This window comes from Hymenobacter gummosus (assembly GCF_003970915.1).
Taxonomy (GTDB): domain Bacteria; phylum Bacteroidota; class Bacteroidia; order Cytophagales; family Hymenobacteraceae; genus Solirubrum; species Solirubrum gummosum.
Map to the genome: position 1 here is coordinate 138,554 of NZ_RXOF01000001.1, position 24,095 is coordinate 162,648.

Below are 24,095 nucleotides of genomic sequence, written 5' to 3' on the forward strand. Positions count from 1 at the left end.
CCCCAGGTACCGGCGGAGTTATTCGTCGGGGCTTGGGGTTTCTGCTGCGCTGCTCCCCGGAATCGGAGGCCGCCGGGTTGGCAGAGGTAGGCAAGGGAGAATTTGGTGACAAATGTCCTCGTTTCGCCTCCTGGCAAGCCGCCAGTTTTGCCTCACCAACTGACTGGGTATCAGCAGTCGGCTTCACGCCTGCCAGGGCAGCTGCCCGTAGCGGGTGCCGCTGGCGGCTACGGCTAACGCCACGGCCCGGGCGCCCGGCCCGCCTGCCCTTCTTCAAGTCTTAACCACCTCCCGCCCGCACAAACCGGGCGGGCAGGCCAACTCCCTTACCCCAAATGCACAAGCTACAGAACAAGGTCGCCGTCGTTACCGGGGCCTCCAAAGGCATAGGTGCCGCCATTGCCGCCGCTTTTGCGGCCCAGGGCGCCAGGGTGGTGGTCAACTACGCCTCCAGCAAGGCCGGGGCCGACCGCGTGGTGCAGGCCATTACCGCCAAGGGCGGCGCCGCCATTGCCGTGCAGGGCGACGTGTTCGAAGAGGCAGCAGTAGCCTTCGGGCGCGTCGGTGAGGGGCAGCCACCGGTACGGCACCCGCGGCGTGACCAGAAATACGGTGTTGCGGCCGCGGTGCGGCGCCCGGTCGGCATACTCCACCTGGCTGTGCCCGCGGCAGAGCGTGATTTTGTGGTAGGCCCGTCGGCTGAACGTCATCGGGAGTGCTCCGCGCAGGTTTGCGAGCGGAAAGACGTTGACATGGCCCAGCCCGGCGTCCATGTTGGGTAGCGGCAGCACGCCCGCCGCCGACGCCGGGGTAGGCGCGCACGCGGCATAAAAGGTAGTCAGCGACATTGGTTCTATAAGCGCACGAAATGAGCAGTCGAGCAGGTGGCGCGCAGCGAGGCGCCGCTGTGCTACTAAATAACAGGAGCTCCTGGCATTCGTTTAAGCCCGCCAGGAAACCGGCTAGCCCGCTCAGGCCGAGGCCCGCCACGCGGAGCAGCTGCTTCGGGTGGATAAGAAAGATAGAAGTCGAATGAGCCAGGCGTTATCGAAAACGGAGCACTAGGCGTCGTAATAGAGCCCCGTCCGGCGTCGCAGCCGCGGAAACAGCCCGGCCACTCCCCCCGGGCCAGGCCGAAGCGGCGCCTCCCGTTAAAACGCAACAAGCCCCTCCGCGGCGCGAAGGGGCTTGTTCGTTGGCTCGTGCGGCGGGCTTAGCGGCCGAGCTTGGCTTTCAGGTTGGTGTCCAGGGCTTCCAGGAACTCCTCGGTGTAGAGGTAGTCGCGGCCGTGCTCCACTTTGTTGCCGTGGATGCAGACGGCCAGGTCCTTGGTCATCTTGCCGCTTTCCACGGTTTCGATGCACACCTGCTCCAGGGCGTGGCAGAAGTCAATCAGCTCCTGGTTGCCGTCGAGCTTGCCGCGGAACTCCAGGCCGCGCGTCCAGGCGAAGATGGAGGCAATCGGGTTCGTGGAGGTCGGCTTGCCCTTTTGATGGTCGCGGTAGTGGCGCGTCACGGTGCCGTGGGCAGCTTCAGCTTCCATGGTCTGCCCGTCGGGCGTTACCAGCGTGGAGGTCATCAGGCCCAAGGAGCCGAAGCCCTGCGCCACGGTGTCGCTCTGCACGTCGCCGTCGTAGTTTTTGCAGGCCCACACGAAGTTGCCGTTCCACTTCAGCGCCGAGGCCACCATGTCGTCGATGAGGCGGTGCTCGTAAGTGATGCCGGCGGCCGTAAACTTCTCCTGGTAGTCCTGCTCGTAGATTTCCTGGAACAGGTCCTTGAAGCGGCCGTCGTACTTCTTCAGGATGGTGTTCTTGGTGCTCAGGTACAGCGGCCAGCCCTTCATCAGGGCCTGGTTGAAGCAGGCGTGGGCGAAGCCGCGGATGCTTTCGTCGGTGTTGTACATGGCCAGGGCCACGCCGTCGCCCTTGAAGTTGTACACCTCAAACGACTGCGCCTCGCCGCCGTCCTCGGGCTGGAAGGTGATGGTGAGCTTGCCCTTGCCCTTGGTCACGAAGTCGGTGGCGCGGTACTGGTCGCCGAAGGCGTGGCGGCCGATGCAGATGGGGGCCGTCCAGTTGGGCACCAGGCGCGGCACGTTCTGCATCACGATAGGCTCGCGGAACACGGTGCCGTCGAGGATGTTGCGGATGGTGCCGTTCGGCGACTTCCACATCTGCTTGAGACCGAACTCCTTCACGCGCTCCTCGTCGGGGGTGATGGTGGCGCATTTGATGCCCACGCCGTACTGCTTGATGGCGTTGGCCGCGTCGATGGTCACCTGGTCGTTGGTTTCATCGCGGTACTCGATGCCGAGGTCGAAGTACTTGATGTCCAGCTCCAGGTAGGGGGTGATGAGCTTGTCCTTGATAAATTTCCAGATGATGCGCGTCATTTCGTCGCCATCCAGTTCGACTACGGGGTTTGCTACCTTGATTTTGGCCATGGGCGTTAAGCTGTCGTGGCATCGGGCCACGGACCTTGTTGGTGTTGGAAAGGTGGGCGCCGGGCGGGCCCGGGGGCCGGCGGCGGCGTTTGCCGCGTTAAACTTAACGCGGATTTCCCACCCATGCGCCGCCGGCCCCTCCTGAATATGGCGGCGGGCCCGGCAGCGCCTGACGACTATCACGCGGGCAGGCTGATGAACGTCAGGTTTTTCGGGCTGGCGTCGCCGGAATTTTGCCCCGTCAGCCAATTCCGACCTGCCCGTGCCCGCTCTTGCTCCCCCTCCTACCGTTCGTGCGGCCTGCGCCCACTGCGGCGACGCCTGCCCCGACGAGCCCGTGCGGCTGGCGGGCCGGCCCGAGCTGCCCTTCTGCTGCCCGGGCTGCCGGGCCGTGTACGAGCTGCTCGACGCCCACCACCTCTGCCGCTACTACGCCCTCGGCGACGAGCACCCCGGCCAGAAAATAGCAGCCGTGGAGCTGCCCGGCCGCTTCGACTACCTCGACGCCGACTCGGTGCAGACCCAGCTGCTGAGCTTCCGCTCCGCGACGCTGGCCCGCCTCACGCTGCAGCTGCCGCAGATGCACTGCGCCTCCTGCATCTACCTGCTCGAAAACCTGCACCGGCTGGATGCGGGCGTGCGGGAGGCGCGGGTAAATTTTCTGCGCCGCGAAATCAGCCTCAGCTACCACCCCGGCGAAACCTCGCTCAAGGCCGTGGTGCAGCTGCTGGCCAGTTTGGGCTACGAGCCGCAGATTTCGCTGGCCGAGCTGGGCGCCCAGCCCCCGCGCGGCAGCCGCCGGCTGTACTATCAGCTCGGGCTGGCCGGCTTCTGCTTCGGCAACGTGATGCTGCTGGCCTTCCCCGACTACCTGGCCGTGACGGGCGAGCTGGCCGCGGCCTTCGGGCACTTTTTCGGCTACCTGAGCCTGGCGCTGGCCCTGCCGGTGCTGCTGTTCAGCGCCCAGGGCTTTTACCGCGCGGCCTGGGCCGGGCTGCGGCAGGGCAGCATCAACCTCGATTTCCCCATCAGCCTGGGCCTCACGGCGCTGTTTACGGTGAGCGTTTTCGATATTCTCACCCACCGCGGCCCGGGCTACCTCGACTCGTTTACCGGCCTGGTATTCTTCATGCTCATCGGCCGCTGGGTGCAGCAGCGTACCCACGACGCGCTGCGCTTCGACCGGGACTTCACCTCCTACTTCCCGGTGGCCGTGACCTTGCTTACGCCCGCGGGCGAGCAGTCGGTATCGGTGAAGGAGCTGCGGGTGGGGCAGCGCATCCGGGTGCGCAACCAGGAAGTCATTCCGGCCGACGCCATGCTCATGCGCGGCCGCGGGCAAATCGACTACTCCTTTGTGACCGGCGAATCGGCGCCGGTGAGCCGAGGGGCGGGCGAGCTGGTGTACGCCGGCGGCCGGCAGCTGGGCGAAGCCGTGGAGCTGGAGGTGGTGCGCGAGGTGGCGCAGGGCTACCTGACGCAGCTTTGGAACAACCCCGCCTTTCAGAAAGCCGAAAAGCAGACCCTGGAAACCTACGCCAACAAGGTGGGCCGCTACTTCGTGGCCGCCACCCTGCTGATTGCGGCCGGCGCCATTCTGTACTGGTACCCGCGCGACCAGGCCCTGATGTGGCGGGCGTTTACCTCGGTGCTGGTCATTGCCTGCCCCTGCGCCCTGTCGCTGGCCACGCCCTTCGCCCTGGGCAGCGCCCTTACGGTGTTCGGGCGGCGGCATTTCTTCCTTAAGAACGCCGCCGTGGCCGAAACCCTGGGCCGCGCCACCACCATCGTGTTCGACAAAACCGGCACGCTCACCGACGTGCAGCGCTCGGCCGTGGACTACCGCGGCCCGGTGCTGACCCGGCAGGAGCAGCAAGCGGTGGCGGCGCTGGTGGCCCAGAGCACGCACCCGCTCAGCCAGCGCCTGGCCCGGGAGCTGCCCGCCGGCGCGCTGCCCGTCACGCAGTTCGAGGAAGTGCCCGGCCAGGGCCTGCGCGGGGTGGTCGGGGGCGTGGTGGTGAAGGCTGGCTCGGCGGCCTTTGTGGGGGCAGACACCGCAGCAGCAGCGGCCGACACTTCCGCTGCCTCCCTGGCCCAGGGTTTGCCCCCTGGACAATTGATAGGGCAGCCTGCAACCACCGACCACCTGCAGTCCCGCGTGTACGTGAGCCTGGGCGACGATTTGCACGGCTGCTTCGTGCTGCGCAACGTGTACCGCGACGAGCTGCCCGCGGTGCTGGCCGATCTGGGCCGGCGCTACCGGCTGGCCGTGCTGTCGGGCGACAACGACGCCGAGCAGGACCGCCTGCGCCAGCTGTTCGGGCCGCAGGCGGAGCTGCGCTTCCGGCAGCAGCCCCAGGACAAGCTCGACTACGTGGCCGGGCTGAAGCGCCGCGGCGAAACCGTCATCATGGTGGGCGACGGGCTCAACGACGCCGGCGCCCTGCAGCAGGCCGACGCCGGCATTGCCCTCACCGACACGCTCACCAACTTCTCCCCCGCCTGCGACGCCATTCTGGACGCACGCAGCTTCGGCCGCCTCGGCACCTTTCTGCGCTTCAGCCAGGACTGCCTGCAGGTGGTGCTGGCCACCTTCGTCGTCTCGTTCGTGTACAACGGCATCGGGCTGGGGCTGGCGGTGCAGGGCCGGTTCACGCCCATCGTCTCGGCCATTCTGATGCCCGTCAGCTCGCTGAGCGTCATTTTGTTTGCCACGCTGCTGGTGCGGCTGGCGGCCTTCAAACGCAACCTCTGATTCACCATGGAAATCATCTTCGGCCTTATCACCATCTCGCTCTGCGTGGCCGTGCTCTTCCTGCTGGCCTTCGTGTGGGCCGTGCGCAGCCACCAGTACGACGACACCTACACGCCCGCGGTGCGGGTGCTCTTCGAGGAGCAGGAGGAAAATGCGCAGCCGCGGGGGCAACGCTAGCGGCTCGGCAGCCCAAGGCCTTGCGGTGTGCCCGCGCGAGCATAACGCCGCGGCGTTTGCGGTCCGCCCCGACCAGTAAACACTACTTCGGCGGGGCTGCCTGCCGCCGCTTACCCGGGCCGCTAGTCTACTGCCCGGTGCTACTCCCGCCGCCGGCCAACGGCCTTGGCTCAGGAAGCTGGAGCGGCGGGCTTCGGCATAGGCGGGCAGGACCCACTGCAAGGCAAGCAGATTGATAGGCGCAGCAAGGCAAATAGCAACGGGCGCCGCCGCTTGGCAGGATCCTCGATTACGCTACAACGTTCCGCAATCAGGCTACAGCGGGCCGCGGGCCGGTTGGGACCTTTGTGCTGTTCACTAACCCCTTCTGCGGCATGACTGCTCAACCGAATTTCGCCGGCCCGGCACCCGTTGCTGGTGCTGCTCCTAAAACCTGGTTTATTACCGGCGCTTCCCGCGGCTTTGGCCGCGTCTGGACGGAAGCCGCCCTACAACGCGGCGACCGGGTGGCCGCCACGGCCCGGCAGCTGGCCAGCCTGAGCGAGCTGACGGAGAAATACGGCGCCAACGTGCTGCCGCTGGAGCTGGACGTCACCCGGCCCGAGCAGGTGCGGGCGGCCGTGGCGCAGGCGCACGCCCACTTTGGCCGGCTCGACGTCGTGGTCAACAACGCCGGCTACTCGCTGGTCGGCACCATCGAGGAAGCCAGCCTGGACGACATTCGGGCCCTGTACGAAACCAACGTATTGGGAGCCGTGGCCGTCATTCAGGCCGCGCTGCCCCTGCTCCGGGCCCAGGGCGGGGGGCACATCCTGGGCGTTTCCAGCGGGCTGGGCCACGTCACGTCCCCGGTCATTGGCTATTACTGCTCCTCGAAGTGGGCCTTTGAGGCCATTCACGAAAGCCTGGCCGCCGAGGTAGCGCCGTTCGGCGTGAAAGTCAGCATTATTGAGCCGGGGGCCTACGCCACGGAGTTCGGCAGCCCGGAGTCGCTGCGCTTCGCGGCCGGACTGGATATTTACTCGGAGTTCAAGCAGCACTTCGTTGCGGGCTTGCGGCAGCTGGAGCGCGGCGACCCCGCCGCCACTCCCGCCGCCCTCTTCGCCGTGGTGGATGCCGAGCAGCCGCCCCTGCGGCTATTCCTGGGCAGCCACAACCTGCCCTGGGTGCGCGCCGCCTACGCCGAGCGGCTGGCTACCTGGGAAGCCTGGGCCGCGGTGGCGGATGCGGCGCAGGGCGGCGCCAGCGCAACCACTGTGGCCAGCCGGTAGTTGTTAGGGACGTAACCCGGGCCCGGCCCGCGAGAAATGAAAAAACCAGAAAACGCTCCCTTGCGGTTTGCTTCGCTGTCGGAGGCGCACCGGGCGCTGGGCTTGCCGAGCCCCCAGCATCCGCTGATCAGCCTCGTGCACGGCGCCGGCCCGGCCCCGACGGGCGCCGGGCCCCAGCCCCACGTGCTGAGCTTTTACAAAATATCGTACCGGCCCCGGCTGAGCAGCCGGCTCACCTACGGGCAGGGCTATTACGACTTCGCGGAAGGCGGCTTGCTGTTTGCTGCGCCGGGCCAGCTTATCGGCGCCGCGGAGGAAGATGCCGGGGGCGGCTGCTCGCAGTATACCCTGCTGATTCACCCGGATTTTCTGGCCGGGTATCCCCTGGCCAAAAAGATTCAGCAGTACGGCTTCTTCACTTACTCCGTCAACGAGGCGCTGCACGTCTCGCCCGAGGAAAAGGCCGTGCTGCTGGCGCTGCTGGATACCATCGGGGCGGAACTGGCCAGCCGCCTGGACGAATTCAGTCAGGATGTGGTCGTGGCGCAGCTCGAATTGCTGCTGACCTACGCGAACCGCTTCTACAAGCGCCAGTTTCTGACGCGCAAGGCCGTGCACAGCGGCCTGCTGCAGCAGCTGGAGGAAATCCTGGCGGAGTGCTTCCGCAGCGAGGACCTGCCCAGCCGGGGCATCCCCACGGTGCAGTACCTGGCAGAGCGCCTGCACGTGTCGCCCAGCTACCTGAGCGACATGCTGCGGGCCCTGACCGGCCAGAGCGCCCAGCAGCACATCCACGACAAGCTCATCGCGCAGGCCAAGGAGAAGCTGAGCACCACGGGCTTGTCGGTGAGCGAAGTAGCCTACGCGCTCGGCTTTGAGCATTCACAATCCTTCAGCCGGTTTTTCAAAACCAAAACCGCCCTCACGCCGCTGGCCTTCCGCCAATCTTTCCGGCCCAACTGAAATGGCGCCACCGGTCAATTTGCTTGGGTAGAAGCACCCTTGGTAGCCATTATTCGGCTGGGGCCCTGCAAGCCACCGCGGAGCACCGGTGGCAATGGCCGCCCGCCGGCCGGGCGTCACCCTACGGCCGGGCTGCCCGTACGCGCTCAGAAGCGGGGCCACTCCTCGCCCCCTTGAGCTATGCAACACCACACCAAAACCACCACCCTCCAGGACCTGGCCCGCGTGACGCTGGGTACGTTTATGCTAACGGCCGGCACCGGTCACCTCACTTTTGCCCGGCGCGAGTTTCAGGCCCAGGTGCCCGACTTCGTGCCCCTCGACAAAGACACGACGGTGCTGGCCTCGGGCGTGGTCGAAATCGGGCTGGGGCTGGCGCTGCTGCTGTGGAAGCGGGAACGGGCGGCGCTGGGCCTGGGGCTGGGCGCCTTTTACGCGGCCGTCTTCCCCGGCAACGTGCACCAGTACACCCACCAAATCGACGCCTTCGGCCTCGACACGGACGAGAAGCGCCTGGGCCGGCTGTTCTTGCAGCCCGTGCTGATAGCCTGGGCGCTGTGGAGCACCGGGGCGCTGAAGGCGTTGCGGCAAAGCCGGCAAAAGCTAGCCTAAGAAGCGTGGGCAGAACGTGCAAAATAGAACGTCATCCTGAGCCTTAGCGAAGGACCTTCCTCGGACCTAGCACCGCCGCTACAGACCGAGCTCTAACGCTTTCAGCTTTAGTAAAGAAGCGCAGTCACCTCGACCCTAACGAAAGGGCGTAGGTGGCTGCGCTTTTTAGTTGGTGCAGGGTGCGAGGAAGGTCCTTCGCTGCGCTCAGGATGACGTTCTGTTTCTACACTATCGGGCGTTCTTCTTCTTCTGCGCGACCGAACCGTCCGGTTTCTGTCCAGCCTGACATCAATCAGCCGGGCGGGCTGACGTTCATCATCTTTTCGCGGGCGGCCTTGGGGGAGTTTTGTGCTACTCAAAACCAACCCGTTTCGCGCTATGGCTGTGCTAGTCCAAGCGAAGCCGCCCCAGGAGCTGGATTCCTCCCCCAAGGCCGTTCTCGCCTCGTTTTACGACAACAAAATCGTCCGGGACTTCGGCGTTGCCACCGTGTTCTGGGGCATTGCCGGCATGCTCATCGGCGTCATTGCGGCCTTTCAGCTGGCCCGGCCCGAGCTGAATATGGGCACGCCCTACACCACCTTCGGCCGCATCCGCCCGCTGCACACCAACGCGGTGATTTTCGCCTTCGTCGGCAACGGCATTTTCACCGGCGTCTACTACTCGCTGCAGCGCCTGTGCAAGACGCGCATGTTCTCGGACCTGCTGAGCAAAATCCACTTCTGGGGCTGGCAGCTCATCATCGTGTCGGCCGTGGCCACCTTGCCGCTGGGGTTCACGACGAGTAAGGAGTACGCCGAGCTGGAGTGGCCCATCGACATTGCCATTACGCTCGTCTGGGTGGTGTTCGGCTGGAACATGTTCGGCACCATTGCGCGGCGCAAGGAAAAGCACCTGTACGTGGGCATCTGGTTCTACATTGCCACCTTCCTGACGGTGGCGGTGCTGCACATCGTCAACTCGATGGAAATTCCGGTGTCGCTGCTCAAGAGCTACTCGCTCTACGCCGGGGTGCAGGACGCGCTGGTGCAGTGGTGGTACGGCCACAACGCGGTGGCCTTTTTCCTCACCACGCCCTACCTGGGGCTGATGTACTACTTCCTGCCCAAGGCGGCGGAGCGCCCGGTGTATTCGTACCGCCTCTCTATCATACACTTCTGGTCCCTGATTTTCATCTACATCTGGGCCGGCCCGCACCACCTGCTCTACACCGCCCTGCCCGACTGGGCGCAGAGCCTGGGCGTGGTCTTTAGCGTCATGCTGATTGCGCCGAGCTGGGGTGGCATGATCAACGGCCTGCTCACGCTGCGCGGCGCCTGGGACAAGGTGCGCCAGGAGCCCATTCTGAAGTTCATGGTAGTGGCCATTACGGCTTACGGCATGGCCACCTTCGAGGGCCCGATGCTGAGCCTCAAGAACGTCAACGCCATTGCCCACTTCACCGACTGGATTGTGGCCCACGTGCACGTGGGGGCCCTGGGCTGGAACGGCTTTTTGACCTTCGCCGTGCTCTACTGGCTGTGGCCGCGCCTCTACCAGACGCCCATCCACTCGCGCCGGCTGATGAATACGCACTTCTGGCTGGGTACGCTGGGCATTCTGTTCTACGCCATTCCGATGTACTGGGCCGGCTTTACGCAGGGCCTGATGTGGAAGCAGTTCAACGAGGAAGGCATGCTGCAGTACGCCAACTTCCTCGAGACGGTGATGCAGATTGTGCCGATGTACTACCTGCGCGGCATCGGCGGGGTGCTCTACCTGAGTGGCGTGCTGCTGATGGTGTACAACCTCTGGCAGACCGCCAAAGCCGGCTCCCTGCTCGCCAACGAGAAATTCCACGCCCCGGCCGTCATCGACCACGCGCACAGCCACGAGGACGGGCACTGGCACCGCTGGATTGAGCGCCGCCCCGTGCAGCTGAGCATCGGCGCCACGGTGGCCATCCTCATCGGCGGCCTGGTCGAGATGATTCCGACCTTCCTGGTGAAGTCCAACGTGCCCACCATTGCCACGGTGCAGCCCTATACCTCGCTGGAGCTGGAAGGCCGCGACGTGTACATCAAGGAAGGTTGCGTGAACTGCCACACCCAGATGGTGCGCCCCTTCCGCTCCGAGACGGAGCGCTACGGCGAGTATTCCAAGGCCGGCGAGTTTGTGTACGACCGGCCCTTCCTCTGGGGCTCCAAGCGCACCGGGCCCGATTTGCACCGCGTGGGCCAGAAGTACCCCCACTCCTGGCACTACAACCACATGCTGGACCCCACCAGCATGTCGCCCGGCTCCATCATGCCGCCCTATCCCTGGCTGTTCGAGAACAGCATCGACTACTCCCACACCCCGGCTAAAATCAGCGCCCTGCGCCAGCTCGGCACGCCTTACCCCGAGGGCTTCGAGCAGCAGGCCGTGGCCGAAGCCCAAAAGCAAGCTGCGGGCATCGTGGCCGAGCTGGCCAAGGAGGACATTCAGGTGAAGTCGGACAAGGAAATCGTGGCCCTGATTGCCTACCTGCAGCGCCTCGGCACCGACATCAAAGTGAAGGACGAGCAGGCTGCCGTAGCCGCCGAATAAGCATGTAGCGCGGGCTTGGCTACGCCTTCCTTCGGTTCAGCCCGCGTCCGTCCGATAGTAATTCCAATCGTCCGGGTGGTCGTGCCACGATAACCGTCCGGCCGGACGCGGGCTGAAGCCCGCGCTACACCCAACGTCACCGACCATGTACAAAAACGTTCTGGAGCGCATTGCGGGCATCGAAATCTACCCGCTCATCTCCTTCGCCATTTTCTTTCTCTTCTTTCTGGCCCTGCTGGTGTACGTGTGCATCGTGAGCCGCCAGCACATCCAGGCCATGAAGCAGATGCCGCTGCTGGACGACGACCACGCCACCCCGGCCCACACGGAAGGAGGTGCGCTGTGCTAATGCGTAAGCTACCCCTCGGCGCCCTGCTGACGTTGGGCGCCCTGCTCACCACGGCCGCCGCCCACGCCCAGGAAGCCCCGGCTACCAGCGCGGCTACGCCCACGGCCGAAACCGGCTCGGCGCTGACGGCCATGCTCTGGCTGATGGGCGGGCTCACGGCCCTAATCATCTTCGTGCTGCTGCTGATGTTCGGGCTGCTCTGGCAGATGCGGCCCCTGTTGCGCAAGATCTACGAAATCGAACCCATCCGGGAGCAGTGGTACGGCCGCGCCCTGGGCCTGCTGCTGGGCGACGCGGTGGGCCTGACCGGCCGTTACCGGGAGGACGTCATGGCCGGCCACGACTACGACGGCATCACCGAGTACGACAACGATTTGCCGCCCTGGTGGAAGTACGGCTTCTACCTCACCATCGTGTTCGGCGTTATCTACTTCGTTCACTTCCACGTGACCAGCGGCGGCCAGCTCAGCCAAGCCGAGTACCAGCAGGAAATGGAGCAGGCCGCGCTGATGGCCGCCCAGCTGGGCGCCAACGACGACCCCAACAAGCTCACCACCTACCAGCCCCTCTCGGCCCCGGCCGATTTGACCGCCGGCAAGACCATCTTCACCCAAAACTGCGCCGCCTGCCACGGCCAGAACGGCGAGGGCAAAGTGGGCCCCAACCTCACCGACGAGTACTGGCTGCACGGCGGCGAGGTCAACAAGGTGTACCACACGGTAAAGTTTGGGGTGCAGGGCAAGGGCATGGTGGCCTGGAAGGGCAAGCTCTCCTCCAAGCAGATGCTGCAGGTGTCGTCCTACATCCTGAGCATTCAGGGCTCGAAGCCGGCCAACCCCAAAGCCCCGCAGGGCGAGAAGGAAACGCCCGCCAAGTCGGTAGCCCGGCTCTAACGCGGCCGGCCTGTTCGCACGTGTAGTTGAATTAAACGCGGCCCCGGGCGGCTGTAACAGCCACCCGGCCGCCGCGCCCCGCCGATGAACTCCGCCCCTACCAAAGTCGCCCCGGACGAAAGCTTCCGCGACTCCATTGCCACCATCGACGCCGCGGGCAAGCGGGTGTGGCTCTTTCCCAAGCAGCCCCAGGGCCGGCTGTACCGGGCCCGCCAGTGGGTCAGCTACGCGCTGCTGGCCCTGCTCTTTGCCGGCCCCTGGCTGCGCATTCAGGGCCTGCCGGTGCTGCTGCTCAACGTGGTGGAGCGGAAGTTCATCATCTTCGGGCAGATCTTCTGGCCCCAGGACTTCTTCATCCTGCTGCTGGGCTTTCTGGCCTTCGTGCTCTTCGTCATCCTGTTCACGGTGGTGTACGGGCGCGTGTTCTGCGGCTGGGTGTGCCCCCAGACCATCTTCCTCGAAATGGTTTTTCGCCGCATCGAGTACTGGCTGGAGGGCGACGCACCCCGGCAGAAAGCCCTGGCCAAAGCCGCCTGGACCTGGAACAAAATCTGGCGCAAAACCAGCAAGCACGCCTTGTTCGGGCTCATCTCCTTGCTGATTGCCAACACCTTTTTGGCCTACCTCATCGGCACGGAGGCGCTGCTGGGCATCGTCATGGCCCCGCCGCTGGCGCACCTGGGCGGGCTGGGCGCCATGGTGGTATTCACGGGCCTGTTCTACGCCGTGTTTGCCCACTTCCGCGAGCAGGTGTGCACCATTGCCTGCCCCTACGGCCGCCTGCAGGGCGTGATGCTCGACCAGCACAGCATCAGCGTGGCCTACGACCACGGCCGGGGTGAGCCCCGCGAAAAGCTGCGCAAAAACCAGGCGCGCACCGCTGGCGACTGTATCGACTGCCGCCAGTGCGTGCAGGTGTGCCCCACCGGCATCGACATCCGCAACGGGGCCCAGCAGATGGAGTGCATCAACTGCACCGCCTGCATCGACGCCTGCAACGCCATCATGGACCTGGTGGGCAAGCCGCCCGGCCTGATTCGCTACGACGCCGAGGTGCACATCGAGCAGGGCAGCAAGTTTCGGGTGACGGGCCGCCTCAAGGCCTATACGGCCGTGCTGCTGCTGTTGGCCGCGGCCATGGTGGGGCTGCTGGTCACGCGCTCCAACGTGGCCGCCACGGTGCTGCGCACGCCCGGGCAGCTGTTTCAAAAGACTGACCGCGGTACCGTCACCAACCTCTACAACATATCCGTCATCAACAAAACCAACGCGGCCATGCCCCTGGAGCTGCGCGTGCTGCAGCCGGCCGGCGGCGCGGTGCAGCTGGTGGGCCAGCCGGTCCTGCAGCTGCCCGCCCAGGGCCTGGTGGAAGGCGTGTTCTTCGCCGAGCTGCCGGCCGATGCGCTGCCCCGCACCAGCAACCGCCTCCGCATCGGCGTGTACAGCGCCGGCCGGCTGATAACCGAGGCCGAAACCAAGTTTCTGGCGCCGCCCCGGTAGCGCGGGCCAGTCGGCAGGCGGCCGGCGACTACTGCCCTGCGGCCCAGCTACGCCCGCCGGCTACGGCCCCACGTCTACGCAAAGTCTTCCCTCCCATGACTACTCTTCCCGTGAATAAGCCTGCCCCGCCGCGCAGCCTTTGGCCCTACACCATTGTGGCCGCGTTTGTGCTCTTCGCCGCGTTTATCGGCTACATGGTGCAGCAGGCCATGCGCACCAGCGTCGACCTGGTCAGCGCCGACTACTACGCCCAGGAGCTGCGCCACCAGCAGCGCATGGAAGCTGCGGCCCGCACCCGGGCCCTGCCCGGCGCCGTCGGCATCAGCCAGCACGCGCGCACGCTCACCCTGCAGCTGCCGGCCGCCCTGGCCGCCGATGCCCGAGGCCAGGTGCAGTTTTTCCGGCCTTCCGACCAGGCGCTGGACTTCATCGTGCCCCTGCGGCCCGATGCCAGCGGCACCCAGCAGCTGAGCACGGCCCGCCTACGGCCCGGCTACTGGCGCCTGCGCCTGGATTTCACCGCCGCCGGGCAGGCCTATTTCGTGGAGCAAAATATCACGGTGCCCAACTGATTTTCGTCATGGGAGCCCGCGGCGGCGCCAACGAACTTGCCCTTCGTTGGCGCCGCCTGCGTGTTGTTGACCGCGCCAGAACGACCACTCACCATTTCACCACCTCACCATTTCACCGATGCTCTGGGCCGGTTTTGTGTTCGGACTGCTGGGCAGCTTCCACTGCGTGGGCATGTGCGGGGCCATTGCGCTGGCTTTGCCGGGCGCGGGGCAGCCCCGGGGCCGCTACGTGCTGGGCCGGGTGCTCTACCACCTGGGTCGCCTCAGCACCTACACCGCGCTGGGCGCCGGCGCGGGGCTGCTGGGCCAGTCGTTGCAGCTGGCCGGGTGGCAGCAGGGCCTGTCCATCGTCTCGGGCCTGCTGATTCTGCTGCTGGTGGCCCTGCCCGAAGCCTACACCGGCCGCGCCGCCGCTGCTGTGGGCCTCGACAAGCTGCTGGCCCGGCTGAAAAACGCGCTGGCCTATTTCTTTCAGCGCCCGGCCCTGGGCGCGCTGTACATGAGCGGGGTGCTCAACGGCCTGCTGCCCTGCGGTTTGGTGTACTTGGCCCTGGCCGGGGCGCTGAGCGTGCCGGGTCCGGGCGGGGCCGCGGCCTACATGGCCCTGTTTGGCCTGGGCACCCTGCCGCTGATGCTGGCTTTGTCGCTCACCGGGCAGCTGGTGCCGCTGCGCTGGCGCACCCGCCTGCGCCGGGCCGTGCCGGTGGTGGCCGTAGTCATGGCCGGGCTGTTCATTCTGCGGGGGCTGGGCCTGGGGCTGCCCTACCTGAGCCCGCAGCTCACGCGGGCGCGCCCCGGCACCGCCGATTCCTCTGGCCCGTCCCCCATCACCATGTGCCACGGCGGGCCGGGCCGGTAAGCTTCGTCCGATTTCCGCTTTTTCTGCTTCTCAGCCGCTTCGCTCCCCCATGAAAACCCTTCTCGTTCCCGTCGACCTGACGGCCGCCGCCGAGCACACGGTGGTCTACGCCAACAAGCTGGCCGTGCGCCTCGACGCCGAAGTCGTGCTGCTGTACTGCCACCACAGTGGCCTGTCGGCGGCGGCCGCGGCGGGCTACGAGCAGCGCCTCGCCGCCCTGGCCGAGCGCCTGCGCTACGTGCAGCTGGTGCGCCAGCACGGCCGCCGCATCCGCTACCGCTACGCCGTGCGCGCCGGCTGCCTGCACGACCACGTATCGAGCGTCGTTGACGCCTACGGGGCCGAGCTGCTGCTGATGAACCTGGAGCACACCGACTGCGGCGAGCCGGCCACCCACGGCAACCACGCCGTGCGCATAGCCGAGCTGGCCAGCTGCCCGGTGCTGGTGGTGCCGCCGGGCGTGCGGCCCCTGCCCACGCGCCTGGCCTTCCTGGCCGATTTCAGCCGCGCCGAGCTGCCGGCGGCCGGCAGCCTGGGGCCGCTGACCCAGGCCCTGGGCGCCGAGCTGCAGCTGGTGCATTTCTACCCGCAGCTGGCCGCGCTCGGCCGGGCCAAGCAAGCCATGCAGCGGATCCGGCAAAGCCTGCCCGCGGGCCGCGTAACCGCCCGGCTGGTGCACGACGACGACCCGCTGGAAGGCATCGGCGAGTTCTGCGCGCAGCGGCACACCCAGCTGCTGATATTTGCCCCCGCCGACGCGACCGAGCTGCGCCGCTTCTTCGACGTGAGCTACGCCAAAACCCAGGCCTACCACACGCGCATTCCCATCCTGGTGCTGCGCCAGGCCCGGCGTCCCGCGGCCGCGTTCTGCTGCGAGCAGTGCGCCCGGCGGCAGGCCCCGCCCCGCTTCGAGCCCACGCGCCCCGACTACCACTCCATCCGCTGGGCCTGAGCGGCTCGATCAAAGCACCGTAGTCAGGGTGCTGCTCCCGAAAGCCAAGCCGGCTGGTCTGGCGGCCTGCGTTATTGGCAGGCCGCCAGACCAGCCGGTTTACCAGTTGGCCCGGCGCAGCTTGTCGGGCTGCAGCACCCGGATATCCTTGCCCGCCAGCTCAATCAGGCCGTCCTGCTTGAACTCGCTCAAGGTGCGAATCAGCGACTCGGGCGCGGTGCCCACGAGGGCGGCCATGTCGTCGCGGGAAAGCTGGAAGGCGGCCTGCGGGCCGTGCTGCGCGTGCAGCTGCAGCAAGGTATCGGCCACGCGGCGGCGGATGGAGTTGTAGGCCATGCCCACCAGCTGCTGCTCCCGCTCGCTCACGCGGCCGGCCAGCAGGCGGATAAACTGCTGGCTCACGGCCGGGTTGCGCAGCAGCAACTGCAGAAAGTCGTCCTTGGGAATGTACACCAGCTCGGCGTCGTCCACGGCCACGGCCGAGTCGGTGTGCTTGGTGTGCTGCAGCAGGGCCATGTAGCCGAAAAACTCGCCGGCGGCGTAGATGCCGGTAATCAGCTCCTTGCCCGCGGCGGTGGTCTTGATGGTTTTCACCCGCCCGGCTTTCACGAAGTACAGCCGCGTGGGCTCGTCGCCTTCGCGGTAGATTTCCTGCTTGCGGCGCACGGCGTGCACTTTGCGGTCGGTGGAGAGGCTTTCGAGCTGGCCCACGGCGCGGGCGTCTTCCAGAAACTCGTGCAGGCCCTCGCGCTGCAGGTCGTAGTCGGGCTTGAGGTGGCGGAAGCGGTTGAGGCGGCCGTTGATGGCGCTCAGCAGCTCGCTTTCGTCGAAGGGCTTGGTGAGGTAGTCGTCGGCGCCCAGCTCCATGCCCTTGCGCATGTCGGTACGCTCGGTTTTGGCGGTCAGGAAGATAAACGGCACCCCGGCCAGCTGGGCATCCTGGTTGAAAATCTGCAGCACGCCGTAGCCGTCGAGCACGGGCATCATAATGTCGCAGATGACGAGGTCGGGCCGGGCGGCGCGGGCCAGCTCCACGCCCACCTTGCCGTTTTCGGCCGTGCGCACCGCGTAGCCCGCCAGCTCCAGGATTTCGGCGGTGCTTTCGCGAATCATCTCGTTGTCCTCAATCAGCAGGATGGTGGTCATAGGGAATGGTGACGGTGACGGTGGTGCCGTGATTTAGCTCGCTCTGCAGGGCAATGCGGCCGTTCATCAGCTCCAGGTACTTGGCAATGATGTAGAGCCCGAGGCCGGTGCCGGGCACGTTGCTCACGTTGCGGGCCCGGAAAAACCGCTCGAACAGGTGTTCCTGGTCTTCGCGCGAGATGCCCACGCCCTCGTCCTGCACCGTAAGGACCAGCTGCCCCCCCTGGCAGGCGGCGCGCACCCGCACCACCGAGTTTTCGCCCGAGTACTTGATGGCGTTGCTGAGCAAATTCACCAGGATCTTGCGCAGCAGCGAGGCATCAAGGCGCAGCGGCCCGGGGCAGCTCACCTCGGGCGCGATGGTCTGGCCGGCTTTGAGCAGGCTTTGCACGTCGGTGAGGGTATCGGCGAGCAAGTCGGCCACGTCCAGCTCGCTGGGCCGGGCCTCGATGCGGCCTTCCTCGATGCGGCCGACGGAGAGAAACTCCTCCAGGATGTCGTTCAGGTGCTTGACGGAGGCGCGGATGCGCTGCAAGTGCTTCACGCGCTTGTCCTGCTGCTCGCCGCCGGGGTACTTCTCGATGAGCGTGGCCGCGTTCATCACGGCCGTGAGCGGGGTGCGGAACTCGTGCGAGGCCATGCTCACGAAGCGCGACTTCAGCTCCCCCAGCTCCTGCTCGGCGGCCAGGGCCTTGGCCAGCTCCTCGGTGCGCTGCTCCAGCTGCGCCAGGGTGGCCGTGAGGGCGTGGGTGCGGTCGGCCACTTTCTGCTCCAGCTCGGTGTTGAGCCGCTCCACGCGCTGGCGCTGGGCAATCAGCTCCCGCTCGGCTTCCTTCTTGTAGGTGATGTCGAGCACGTAGGACACCACGTAGAGCTGCTCGTCGAGGTAGAAGTAGCTCAGGCTGACTTCCACCGGAAACACCGAGCCGTCCTTGCGCAGGGCTTCCAGGTCGCCGCTGTGGGCGCCCATGGCCCGCACCGAGGGCGCGGCGTTGAACGACTCGCGCAGCTGCTCGTGGCGGCGGCCGCGGGCGTTGGGCACCAGCACCTCAATCTGCTGCCCGCACAGCGCCCCGGCCGCGTAGCCAAACAGCTGCTCCGACATGCGGTTGGCCGATACGATGCGGCCCTGCCGGTCGCAGACGATGATGCCGATGGTGGCGTTGGTCACCACCGCCTCGAAGCGGCGCACGCTCTGGGCCAGCTCCCGTTCGGCCTGCTGCAGGCGGCCCTGCTCCCCGAAGCGCACCAGCAGCAGCTCCTGCCCTTCCTGGCGGAAGGGCGTCAGCTCCAGGCGGCCGGCCACGGGCGCCTGGTTCGCCGGCCGCAGCTCCGCCAGCCCGGCGTAGTGCCCGGCCTGGTGGGCCGTTTGCACCAGGTCGGCCCAGGCCTCGCCCGTGGCGGCGCGGAAGGGCACCGGCAGCCCGGGCTTGGCGGCTGCGTTTGGGCCCAGCAGGGCCAAAGCGGCGGGGTTAAGCTGGACGAACCGCGCCTGCGCCGCATCGTAGAGGCCCAGAAACTCGGGCGCCTGCGCAAACAGCAGCTGGCTCAGGGCGTCGGCGGGAAAGGGCGAGGACATGGCGGGCGGTGAGGCGTAAGGTGCTTCACGGCCCAAAATTCGGCAGAAAAGGCAGCTTATGACAGATGCCAGCGGCGTAGCTGACGAAAATCATAGAATGCGGCCCGGGCAAGCGGCAATTTTGTAACGGTCATCCTATCCCCGCTTGCTATGCCCGTCTCCGCCCGCAACTCTTCCCCGTCGGCCCCCGAGGCAGCCGTGCTGCTGGTGCTGCTGCCACTGGCCGGCCGGGCCGAGCCAGCGCGGGCGCTAACCCTGGCCGGCCTGGCGCAGCTGCAGCACCGCCTGGGCGGCGGCATCCGCGTGCTCAAAATCGAGGAAAGCCTGCACCCCGACGTGGTGCGCAGCTTCCACGCCGAGCAGCTGCCGGCCTGCGTGCTGGTGCGCCAGGGCAAGGAGCTGTGGCGGCAAACCGGTCTGCCCGACAGCGAAGCCACCATTGCCCTGCTCACCCGGCTCATTGCCGAACCAGGCGCGGCGCGGGAGGTGGCGTAGCGGCGCGGCCGGCGGCAACAGCCGGTTGGTAGGTTCGGTCGTCACGGCCCTAACGACAGTGGTCCTGCGACTTGGCGTCGCAGGACCACTTCGGCCATTGCGGCCACCGGACCGCGGCAGCTGTTAAGATTTACCCCCTTTGGCTTCGGAGGTCGTCTGGCTGCGGAAGAGCATGATGTCCTTGTCGAAGAGGTAGATGCCGCCCTTATCGTCGCCCACCAGCTCCAGCTTGTCGTTGAGCATGCGGGCCAGGGCTTCCTCTTCCAGCTGCTCCGACACGTACCACTGCAGGAAGTTGTGGGTGGCAAAATCGCGCTCCTGCAGGGTGAGGCCCACCAGCTCGTTGATGCTTTCCGACACGGCAATTTCGTGCTTCAGAAAGTCCTCGAACACGCGCTGCAGCGACTGAAACGTGACAACCGGCTGGGGCAGCGCGGGCACCAAGGCGAAGCCGCCCCGCTCGTTCACGTAGCGAATCAGCTTGAGCATGTGCACGCGCTCCTCGTCGCTCTGCTGGTAAAAAAAGTTGGTCACCCCGTCCAGGCCCGGCTGCACTTCGGCCCAGGAGGCCATGGCCAGGTACGCCTGGGAAGAGCGGGCTTCCATGGCAATTTGCTTGTTCAGCGCTTCTTGAACGGCTTGCGTTAGCATCGGCAACGGGGAAGGAGGTTGGTAATTTGCGGCCTAAGGTACGGCTTCGGCCGCAGCCCCGGGCCGGGGTTGCGCCGTTCGTGCTTATGTTTACTTTCTGAGGCGGCGGGCCGGCCCGCGCGCCGCCGCCAGCCTGTTTTTTGGCCGGCTCCGGCGCCACCGGGGCCGTATTTCCCCGCATGAAGCCTCCCCACCGCACTTCCATCACCGATTTGGCCCGGGCCCTGAACCTGTCGCCCTCCACCGTTTCGCGGGCGCTGACGGGCCACCCGCAGGTCAGCGAAACCACCAAGGCCCGGGTGCGCGAGCTGGCCGAGCAGCTGCATTTTCAGCCCAACCAGCTGGCGGCGGCCCTGCGCCGGGGCCGCAGCACCACCATCGGCGTGCTGGTGCCCTACATCACCGGCCATTTCTTCCCCGAAGTGGTCAACGGCATTGCCATCGAGGCCAGCCAGCAGGGCTACAACGTGATGATCTGCCAGTCGAACGAGGACGTGGCCCAGGAAAAGAAGAACATCGAGCTGCTGATGAATGCCCAGGTGGAGGGCATCCTGGTGTCGCTGTCGAGCACCACCCAGGACTTCGCCCACTTCGACGCGGTGCGCCAGGCCGAGGTGGGACTGGTGTTCTTCGACCGTATCGTGGAGGATATGGCCGGGCCGCGCACCTCGGCCGTGGTGCTCGACGACTACGCCGGCGCCTACCAGGCCGTCACGCACCTCATCGGGCAGGGCTGCCGGCGCATTGCCCATATTGCCGGCCCCTTGCACCTGAATATCCACCGCAACCGCCACCAGGGCTACCTCGACGCCCTGCGCGCCCACGGCCTCGAGCCCGACGAAGCCCTTATCAACCGGCAGCCGCTGGGCCTGGGCACCGGCGCCGAGTGCATGCGCCAGCTGCTGCAGCTGCCCGCGCCGCCCGACGCGGTGTTTTCGTCCAACGACATGGCCGCCGTGGGCGCCATGCAGGTGCTTAAGGCCGCCGGTCGGCGCGTACCCGACGACGTGGCGGTGGTGGGCTTCAGCAACGAGGCTTTCACCGCCCTCACCGAGCCGGCCATCAGCTCCGTGGACCAGCGCTGCCACCAGATGGGCCGCACGGCGGTGCAGCAGCTGCTCCGGCTGCTGCGCGACGAAACCCCGCCCCCCGTCGTGCTGACGCCCGAGCTGCTGGTGCGGGCCTCCTCGCAGCGGCAAGCATGAACTCCAAGCAAAAACGGCCCCGCTGAGTATTCAGCGGGGCCGTTTCAATAGCTACGTAGCGTAACGCTTAGCTTTTCTTGTTGGCGTTGTAGCGGGTGCGCTGGTCCTGCACTACCTCGCTCAGCTCCTTGGCCAGCGTGTTGTAGCGCGAAATGTCCATCAGCTTCAGCTTGGCCAGCAGACGCTCAGCCTCGTCGAAGTTGTTCATCCACAGGTTGGCTTCGGCGGCGTTGAACAGCGTGGCGGCGGTTACTTTCTCGTCGATGCGGGCCTTCTTGTCTTTCGGGTTCGACTCGGCCAGGGCCTTGTTCCACAGGGCCACGGCCTCGCCGATCTGCTTCTGGGCGTCGGCGGCGCGGGTCGGGTCGGCCAGCAGCTTGTAGCCCATCAGCGCCTTCTCGTAGGCTTGCGGGAACTCGTCGTAGTTGATTTTCTTGTCCGTTACCACCACGATGGAGGTGTTGCGGGTGATGGGACGCTGGCCGAACTTGCTGTCGAGGTACTCAGTCACCAGCTTCATGTTGGCCTTCATCTGGTTTTCGTCGAGCTGGCGCATGAAGGTGGTCTGGTTGGTCTTCCAGAACTTGTTCAGGCCGTCTTCGGTGGCAAAGGCTTCGGTTTTGGCCTTCACGTACTCGTTGGTGGCTTCCACCGTCTCGTCCAGCAGCACGGTGCCGTCCTTGGCCGTCACCTTCACGGCGATGGGCGACTTGTACGACACCTCGTAGGCGTGCTTCACGCCGTCGCCGAGGCTGGCGCCGCCGATTTTCGTCTGCGTGCCCTGCACGGCCAGCGGGGTGATGGGGCCCTGGGTGAAGCCGTCGAGGCTGACGGTTACGCGCAGGTCGCCATCGGCTTGGGCGCGCTGCAGGCCGCTCAGGCTCACGTACGTGGTGGCCAGGGACTTGGGGTCGTAGATTTGGGCGGTGTAGTCGGCGGCGGGAATCACGGCGTCGCCGGGCTTCCGCTCGTCGAGCACCAGGCGGTTCAGCGCCTTGGTGCCCAGCGACTGGGCCTTGTACTCTTCCTTGGCCTTGGCGGCTTTGGCCTGGGCATCGGCAACGGCCTGCTGGTGGTCGGCTTTCTGCTGCTTCACCGCGTCGGCGTAGCGGATTACCACTTCGGGCTGGAAGGTGCGGGTGCCGGCGGGCACGGGCACCAGCGGCAGACGCACGTAATCAAAGGTAACTTTCTGCGGATCGATGCTCTGGGCCTGGGCGGCGGCTGACAGTAGCAGAGCGAAACCAAGGATGGTAGAGGTAGCGCGCATAAGCGGGCAAATAAGGGTGAATGAGTTGGGAAATGGAACCGGACCCTACTTTGGGTAATGCAATTTACCCGGTAAAATTTTGACGGACAAAATATTACTCTCAATATTTTACAAATCGACTTTCCAGCCACCATCCGGGCCGATTTGCCCGGCCGACTCGACCATCCTCACCGGTTTGCAAAATTGGCCACTGCTGATTATCAACGACCAAGCGCCCCGCAACCAGGGTTGCGGGGCGCTTGGCGGCTGGTCGGACTGGCGGCTTAGCGGGCCTTGCGAAACAGGTAGCGCGTCATGAATATGCCCTGCCCGGTGGAGCCTCCGCTCTGCAGGGTTTGCGTGAGGGGCGTCACCTGCACCAGGTCCCAGCCCTCGGCCTGCACTTCCTGCAGGTAGCGCAGGATGGTTTCCTCGTTGGCGCGCACGTTCTGCATGTTGATGCCGGTGAGGCTGAACAGGTTTTCCATCGGCGTTTCCTTGGTGCCCTTGAACTCGGGCGTGAACAGCACCCGGGAGCGGCCCAGCCCGCCCGCCACGATGCTCTCGATGGTGGTCATCTGCATGAACTGGTAGCTGCCGCTTTTGGACACCTGCGCCTCACTGCGCTGAGGCAGCAGCGGCAGCAGCAGGAGCAGCAGAGCGGGCAGGAAGCGGAGGAGGCGCGGGGTCGGCATGAGGAGTTGATAGTAAGCGGTTTGACGCGGCCAAAAGTAGGCCCCGCCGCCCTGCCTGGCAATGCATAATGATGTGAGGCCTCCCCCTGAGCAACACGGTGCCGCCGGAGCCGGTATATGCCGGCAGAGTCCCCAATCGGCCAATTCCCTTCCCTCATGCCCGCCTTTTTCGACGAGCTGCTCGGCCTGGAGGCCACCTCCGACACCATCGGCACCGGGCAGATGGGGGCCCGGGCTGTGCTGGTGTTCTTCGTGGCGCTGGCCCTGCTGCGGCTTTCGGACAAGCGCACCTTCGGCAGCAGCAGCCCCTTCGACGTGGTTATCCAGATTATCCTGGGGGCGGTGCTCAGCCGGGCCGTGGTGGCGGCCTCGCCGCTGGGCGGCACCATGGCGGCCGGCGCGGTGCTGGTGCTGCTGCACCGTTTGCTGGCCTGGGCCGCTTACCACAACCGCCTGGTGGGCCGCCTCATCAAGGGCAGCTCCTACCTGCTGGTGCAGGCCGGGCGCATTCTGTACGGCAACCTGCGCCGCAACAACCTCAGCCGCCGCGACCTGCTGCAGGGCATCCGCGAAGCGGGCAAAACCGACGACCTCACCCAGGTGCAGACCGCCCGCCTGGAACGCGACGGGCGCATCAGCGTGGTGCTGTCGACTCTGCAAACCGATTCGCCCGCGCCTACTTCGGCCGGCGCAGCAGGTAAATAGCGCCTTCGTTGCCGTCCTTGCTGTTTTCGGGCAGCACGCTCACCAGCTCCCAGCCCTGCTCCGAAAATTCCGTCAGCAGCCGGCTCATGGCCTCCCAGCCCAGCTGTTTCTCATCAAAGAGCTTGAACCCCTCCTTTTGGTAATCGGTCACTTTGATAAATTCCTTGCCTTGGTAGGCGGGCGAGAAGTAGATACGGCCGCCGACGTAGCGCACGTGCATAAACTGGTAAGGTGGGGCCGGAGCGGCGGCCGGCGTAGTGGCGGGCCGGCTAGCCGCTGGGGCCGGGGCCGGAAACGTGAGCAGAGCAAGGCTCAGCAGGGCGACGCAGGGGAAGCGCATAGCGGTAGTGGTAAAAATCGGGCAGCCGTGGGCGGAACAACGGTGGCCGCTGCGGCTTGCAAAAGGCCGCTGCAACAATCCGGCCGGGCTGGCGGCCGGCGGCCGTGTAACCT

At 66.1% G+C, this 24,095-nt stretch carries 23 protein-coding genes; 16 read left to right on the forward strand and 7 right to left on the reverse strand.

Annotated features, from left to right (window positions below; genetic code table 11):
• Positions 1–335: 335 nt before the first annotated feature.
• Complete coding sequence (locus EJV47_RS28835) at positions 336–782, forward strand: SDR family NAD(P)-dependent oxidoreductase (protein WP_207895806.1); 447 nt, start codon at positions 336–338, stop codon at positions 780–782.
• Between the two features lie 431 nt (positions 783–1,213).
• Here the strand turns inward: EJV47_RS28835 and EJV47_RS00710 are convergent, their stop codons facing one another.
• Positions 1,214–2,446, reverse strand: coding sequence for an NADP-dependent isocitrate dehydrogenase (locus EJV47_RS00710; RefSeq protein ID WP_126691217.1), 1,233 nt, complete (start codon positions 2,444–2,446; stop codon positions 1,214–1,216).
• Positions 2,447–2,708: 262 nt separating this feature from the next.
• On the opposite strand from EJV47_RS00710, the gene EJV47_RS00715 reads away from it, so the two are divergent.
• The 12 genes from EJV47_RS00715 to EJV47_RS00770 all read left to right on the forward strand — a co-directional run bounded on the left by EJV47_RS00715 (position 2,709) and on the right by EJV47_RS00770 (position 15,917).
• Positions 2,709–5,201 (forward strand): heavy metal translocating P-type ATPase, encoded by a 2,493-nt coding sequence (locus tag EJV47_RS00715; RefSeq protein WP_126691218.1) that lies wholly within the window; start codon positions 2,709–2,711, stop codon positions 5,199–5,201.
• 6 nt (positions 5,202–5,207) lie between these two features.
• Positions 5,208–5,378 carry a cbb3-type cytochrome oxidase assembly protein CcoS gene (ccoS, locus tag EJV47_RS00720; protein WP_126691219.1) on the forward strand — a complete coding sequence of 57 codons (171 nt, stop codon included), beginning with the start codon at positions 5,208–5,210 and terminating at the stop codon, positions 5,376–5,378.
• 374 nt (positions 5,379–5,752) lie between these two features.
• Positions 5,753–6,649, forward strand: coding sequence for an SDR family NAD(P)-dependent oxidoreductase (locus EJV47_RS00725; protein ID WP_126691220.1), 897 nt, complete (start codon positions 5,753–5,755; stop codon positions 6,647–6,649).
• Positions 6,650–6,685: 36 nt separating this feature from the next.
• Positions 6,686–7,612 carry a helix-turn-helix domain-containing protein gene (locus EJV47_RS00730; protein WP_126691221.1) on the forward strand — a complete coding sequence of 309 codons (927 nt, stop codon included), beginning with the start codon at positions 6,686–6,688 and terminating at the stop codon, positions 7,610–7,612.
• 180 nt (positions 7,613–7,792) lie between these two features.
• On the forward strand, positions 7,793–8,224 hold the full coding sequence (locus EJV47_RS00735) for a DoxX family protein (RefSeq protein WP_126691222.1): 432 nt from the start codon (positions 7,793–7,795) through the stop codon (positions 8,222–8,224).
• 378 nt (positions 8,225–8,602) lie between these two features.
• A complete protein-coding gene (gene ccoN / locus EJV47_RS00740; protein ID WP_126691223.1) occupies positions 8,603–10,792 on the forward strand; it encodes a cytochrome-c oxidase, cbb3-type subunit I in 2,190 nt (729 codons plus the stop codon).
• Positions 10,793–10,937: 145 nt separating this feature from the next.
• Positions 10,938–11,141, forward strand: a complete 204-nt coding sequence (locus EJV47_RS00745) for a hypothetical protein (RefSeq protein ID WP_126691224.1) — start codon at positions 10,938–10,940, stop codon at positions 11,139–11,141.
• Positions 11,141–12,034, forward strand: coding sequence for a cbb3-type cytochrome c oxidase N-terminal domain-containing protein (locus EJV47_RS00750; RefSeq protein WP_126691225.1), 894 nt, complete (start codon positions 11,141–11,143; stop codon positions 12,032–12,034). The genes EJV47_RS00745 and EJV47_RS00750 overlap by 1 nt, the downstream gene beginning before the upstream one ends.
• Before the next feature lie 84 nt (positions 12,035–12,118).
• On the forward strand, positions 12,119–13,534 hold the full coding sequence (gene ccoG, locus EJV47_RS00755) for a cytochrome c oxidase accessory protein CcoG (RefSeq protein ID WP_126691226.1): 1,416 nt from the start codon (positions 12,119–12,121) through the stop codon (positions 13,532–13,534).
• A gap of 95 nt (positions 13,535–13,629) precedes the next feature.
• On the forward strand, positions 13,630–14,106 hold the full coding sequence (locus EJV47_RS00760) for a FixH family protein (protein ID WP_126691227.1): 477 nt from the start codon (positions 13,630–13,632) through the stop codon (positions 14,104–14,106).
• Between the two features lie 118 nt (positions 14,107–14,224).
• The gene (locus EJV47_RS00765) at positions 14,225–14,965 is read left to right on the forward strand and encodes a sulfite exporter TauE/SafE family protein (RefSeq protein WP_126691228.1); all 741 of its coding nucleotides are present in this window, start codon (positions 14,225–14,227) and stop codon (positions 14,963–14,965) included.
• 49 nt (positions 14,966–15,014) lie between these two features.
• Positions 15,015–15,917, forward strand: coding sequence for a universal stress protein (locus EJV47_RS00770; RefSeq protein ID WP_126691229.1), 903 nt, complete (start codon positions 15,015–15,017; stop codon positions 15,915–15,917).
• A 99-nt stretch (positions 15,918–16,016) separates the two neighbouring features.
• On the opposite strand, the gene EJV47_RS00775 is transcribed toward EJV47_RS00770, so the two are convergent.
• Together EJV47_RS00775 and EJV47_RS00780 are read right to left on the reverse strand one after the other, a co-directional pair.
• Complete coding sequence (locus tag EJV47_RS00775) at positions 16,017–17,063, reverse strand: response regulator (RefSeq protein WP_126691230.1); 1,047 nt, start codon at positions 17,061–17,063, stop codon at positions 16,017–16,019.
• The gene (locus tag EJV47_RS00780; RefSeq protein WP_126691231.1) at positions 17,041–18,642 is read right to left on the reverse strand and encodes a sensor histidine kinase; all 1,602 of its coding nucleotides are present in this window, start codon (positions 18,640–18,642) and stop codon (positions 17,041–17,043) included. The genes EJV47_RS00775 and EJV47_RS00780 overlap by 23 nt, the downstream gene beginning before the upstream one ends.
• A gap of 150 nt (positions 18,643–18,792) precedes the next feature.
• Between EJV47_RS00780 and EJV47_RS00785 the strand changes: the two genes are divergently transcribed.
• Positions 18,793–19,137 (forward strand): thioredoxin, encoded by a 345-nt coding sequence (locus EJV47_RS00785; RefSeq protein ID WP_126691232.1) that lies wholly within the window; start codon positions 18,793–18,795, stop codon positions 19,135–19,137.
• Between the two features lie 123 nt (positions 19,138–19,260).
• Here the strand turns inward: EJV47_RS00785 and EJV47_RS00790 are convergent, their stop codons facing one another.
• The gene (locus EJV47_RS00790; protein ID WP_126691233.1) at positions 19,261–19,788 is read right to left on the reverse strand and encodes a ferritin; all 528 of its coding nucleotides are present in this window, start codon (positions 19,786–19,788) and stop codon (positions 19,261–19,263) included.
• 179 nt (positions 19,789–19,967) lie between these two features.
• On the opposite strand from EJV47_RS00790, the gene EJV47_RS00795 reads away from it, so the two are divergent.
• Positions 19,968–20,993 carry a LacI family DNA-binding transcriptional regulator gene (locus EJV47_RS00795; protein WP_126691234.1) on the forward strand — a complete coding sequence of 342 codons (1,026 nt, stop codon included), beginning with the start codon at positions 19,968–19,970 and terminating at the stop codon, positions 20,991–20,993.
• 67 nt (positions 20,994–21,060) lie between these two features.
• Here the strand turns inward: EJV47_RS00795 and EJV47_RS00800 are convergent, their stop codons facing one another.
• A complete protein-coding gene (locus tag EJV47_RS00800; RefSeq protein ID WP_126691235.1) occupies positions 21,061–22,263 on the reverse strand; it encodes a hypothetical protein in 1,203 nt (400 codons plus the stop codon).
• A gap of 263 nt (positions 22,264–22,526) precedes the next feature.
• A complete protein-coding gene (locus EJV47_RS00805; RefSeq protein ID WP_126691236.1) occupies positions 22,527–22,937 on the reverse strand; it encodes a hypothetical protein in 411 nt (136 codons plus the stop codon).
• Positions 22,938–23,093: 156 nt separating this feature from the next.
• Here EJV47_RS00805 and EJV47_RS00810 point away from each other — a divergent pair, with 156 nt between their 5' ends.
• On the forward strand, positions 23,094–23,642 hold the full coding sequence (locus EJV47_RS00810; RefSeq protein ID WP_126691237.1) for a DUF421 domain-containing protein: 549 nt from the start codon (positions 23,094–23,096) through the stop codon (positions 23,640–23,642).
• Here the strand turns inward: EJV47_RS00810 and EJV47_RS00815 are convergent.
• Complete coding sequence (locus tag EJV47_RS00815; RefSeq protein ID WP_126691238.1) at positions 23,614–23,982, reverse strand: hypothetical protein; 369 nt, start codon at positions 23,980–23,982, stop codon at positions 23,614–23,616. The two genes, EJV47_RS00810 and EJV47_RS00815, sit on opposite strands and share 29 nt — an antisense overlap.
• Positions 23,983–24,095 lie beyond the last annotated feature (113 nt).

Excerpts from the sequence above, each read along its gene's own strand:
- EJV47_RS00735 (WP_126691222.1), top strand. The coding sequence starts at position 7,793 with ATGCAACACCACACCAAAACCACCACCCTCCAGGACCTGGCCCGCGTG.
- EJV47_RS00805 (WP_126691236.1), bottom strand. The coding sequence starts at position 22,937 with ATGCCGACCCCGCGCCTCCTCCGCTTCCTGCCCGCTCTGCTGCTCCTG.
- EJV47_RS00815 (WP_126691238.1), bottom strand. The coding sequence starts at position 23,982 with ATGCGCTTCCCCTGCGTCGCCCTGCTGAGCCTTGCTCTGCTCACGTTT.
- EJV47_RS00760 (WP_126691227.1), top strand. The coding sequence starts at position 13,630 with ATGACTACTCTTCCCGTGAATAAGCCTGCCCCGCCGCGCAGCCTTTGG.
- EJV47_RS00780 (WP_126691231.1), bottom strand. The coding sequence starts at position 18,642 with ATGTCCTCGCCCTTTCCCGCCGACGCCCTGAGCCAGCTGCTGTTTGCG.
- ccoS (WP_126691219.1), top strand. The coding sequence starts at position 5,208 with ATGGAAATCATCTTCGGCCTTATCACCATCTCGCTCTGCGTGGCCGTG.
- EJV47_RS00725 (WP_126691220.1), top strand. The coding sequence starts at position 5,753 with ATGACTGCTCAACCGAATTTCGCCGGCCCGGCACCCGTTGCTGGTGCT.
- EJV47_RS00770 (WP_126691229.1), top strand. The coding sequence starts at position 15,015 with ATGAAAACCCTTCTCGTTCCCGTCGACCTGACGGCCGCCGCCGAGCAC.
- EJV47_RS00730 (WP_126691221.1), top strand. The coding sequence starts at position 6,686 with ATGAAAAAACCAGAAAACGCTCCCTTGCGGTTTGCTTCGCTGTCGGAG.
- ccoN (WP_126691223.1), top strand. The coding sequence starts at position 8,603 with ATGGCTGTGCTAGTCCAAGCGAAGCCGCCCCAGGAGCTGGATTCCTCC.
- EJV47_RS00775 (WP_126691230.1), bottom strand. The coding sequence starts at position 17,063 with ATGACCACCATCCTGCTGATTGAGGACAACGAGATGATTCGCGAAAGC.
- EJV47_RS00710 (WP_126691217.1), bottom strand. The coding sequence starts at position 2,446 with ATGGCCAAAATCAAGGTAGCAAACCCCGTAGTCGAACTGGATGGCGAC.
- EJV47_RS00745 (WP_126691224.1), top strand. The coding sequence starts at position 10,938 with ATGTACAAAAACGTTCTGGAGCGCATTGCGGGCATCGAAATCTACCCG.
- EJV47_RS28835 (WP_207895806.1), top strand. The coding sequence starts at position 336 with ATGCACAAGCTACAGAACAAGGTCGCCGTCGTTACCGGGGCCTCCAAA.
- EJV47_RS00750 (WP_126691225.1), top strand. The coding sequence starts at position 11,141 with ATGCGTAAGCTACCCCTCGGCGCCCTGCTGACGTTGGGCGCCCTGCTC.
- EJV47_RS00810 (WP_126691237.1), top strand. The coding sequence starts at position 23,094 with ATGCCCGCCTTTTTCGACGAGCTGCTCGGCCTGGAGGCCACCTCCGAC.
- EJV47_RS00795 (WP_126691234.1), top strand. The coding sequence starts at position 19,968 with ATGAAGCCTCCCCACCGCACTTCCATCACCGATTTGGCCCGGGCCCTG.
- EJV47_RS00765 (WP_126691228.1), top strand. The coding sequence starts at position 14,225 with ATGCTCTGGGCCGGTTTTGTGTTCGGACTGCTGGGCAGCTTCCACTGC.
- EJV47_RS00790 (WP_126691233.1), bottom strand. The coding sequence starts at position 19,788 with ATGCTAACGCAAGCCGTTCAAGAAGCGCTGAACAAGCAAATTGCCATG.
- ccoG (WP_126691226.1), top strand. The coding sequence starts at position 12,119 with ATGAACTCCGCCCCTACCAAAGTCGCCCCGGACGAAAGCTTCCGCGAC.
- EJV47_RS00785 (WP_126691232.1), top strand. The coding sequence starts at position 18,793 with ATGCCCGTCTCCGCCCGCAACTCTTCCCCGTCGGCCCCCGAGGCAGCC.
- EJV47_RS00800 (WP_126691235.1), bottom strand. The coding sequence starts at position 22,263 with ATGCGCGCTACCTCTACCATCCTTGGTTTCGCTCTGCTACTGTCAGCC.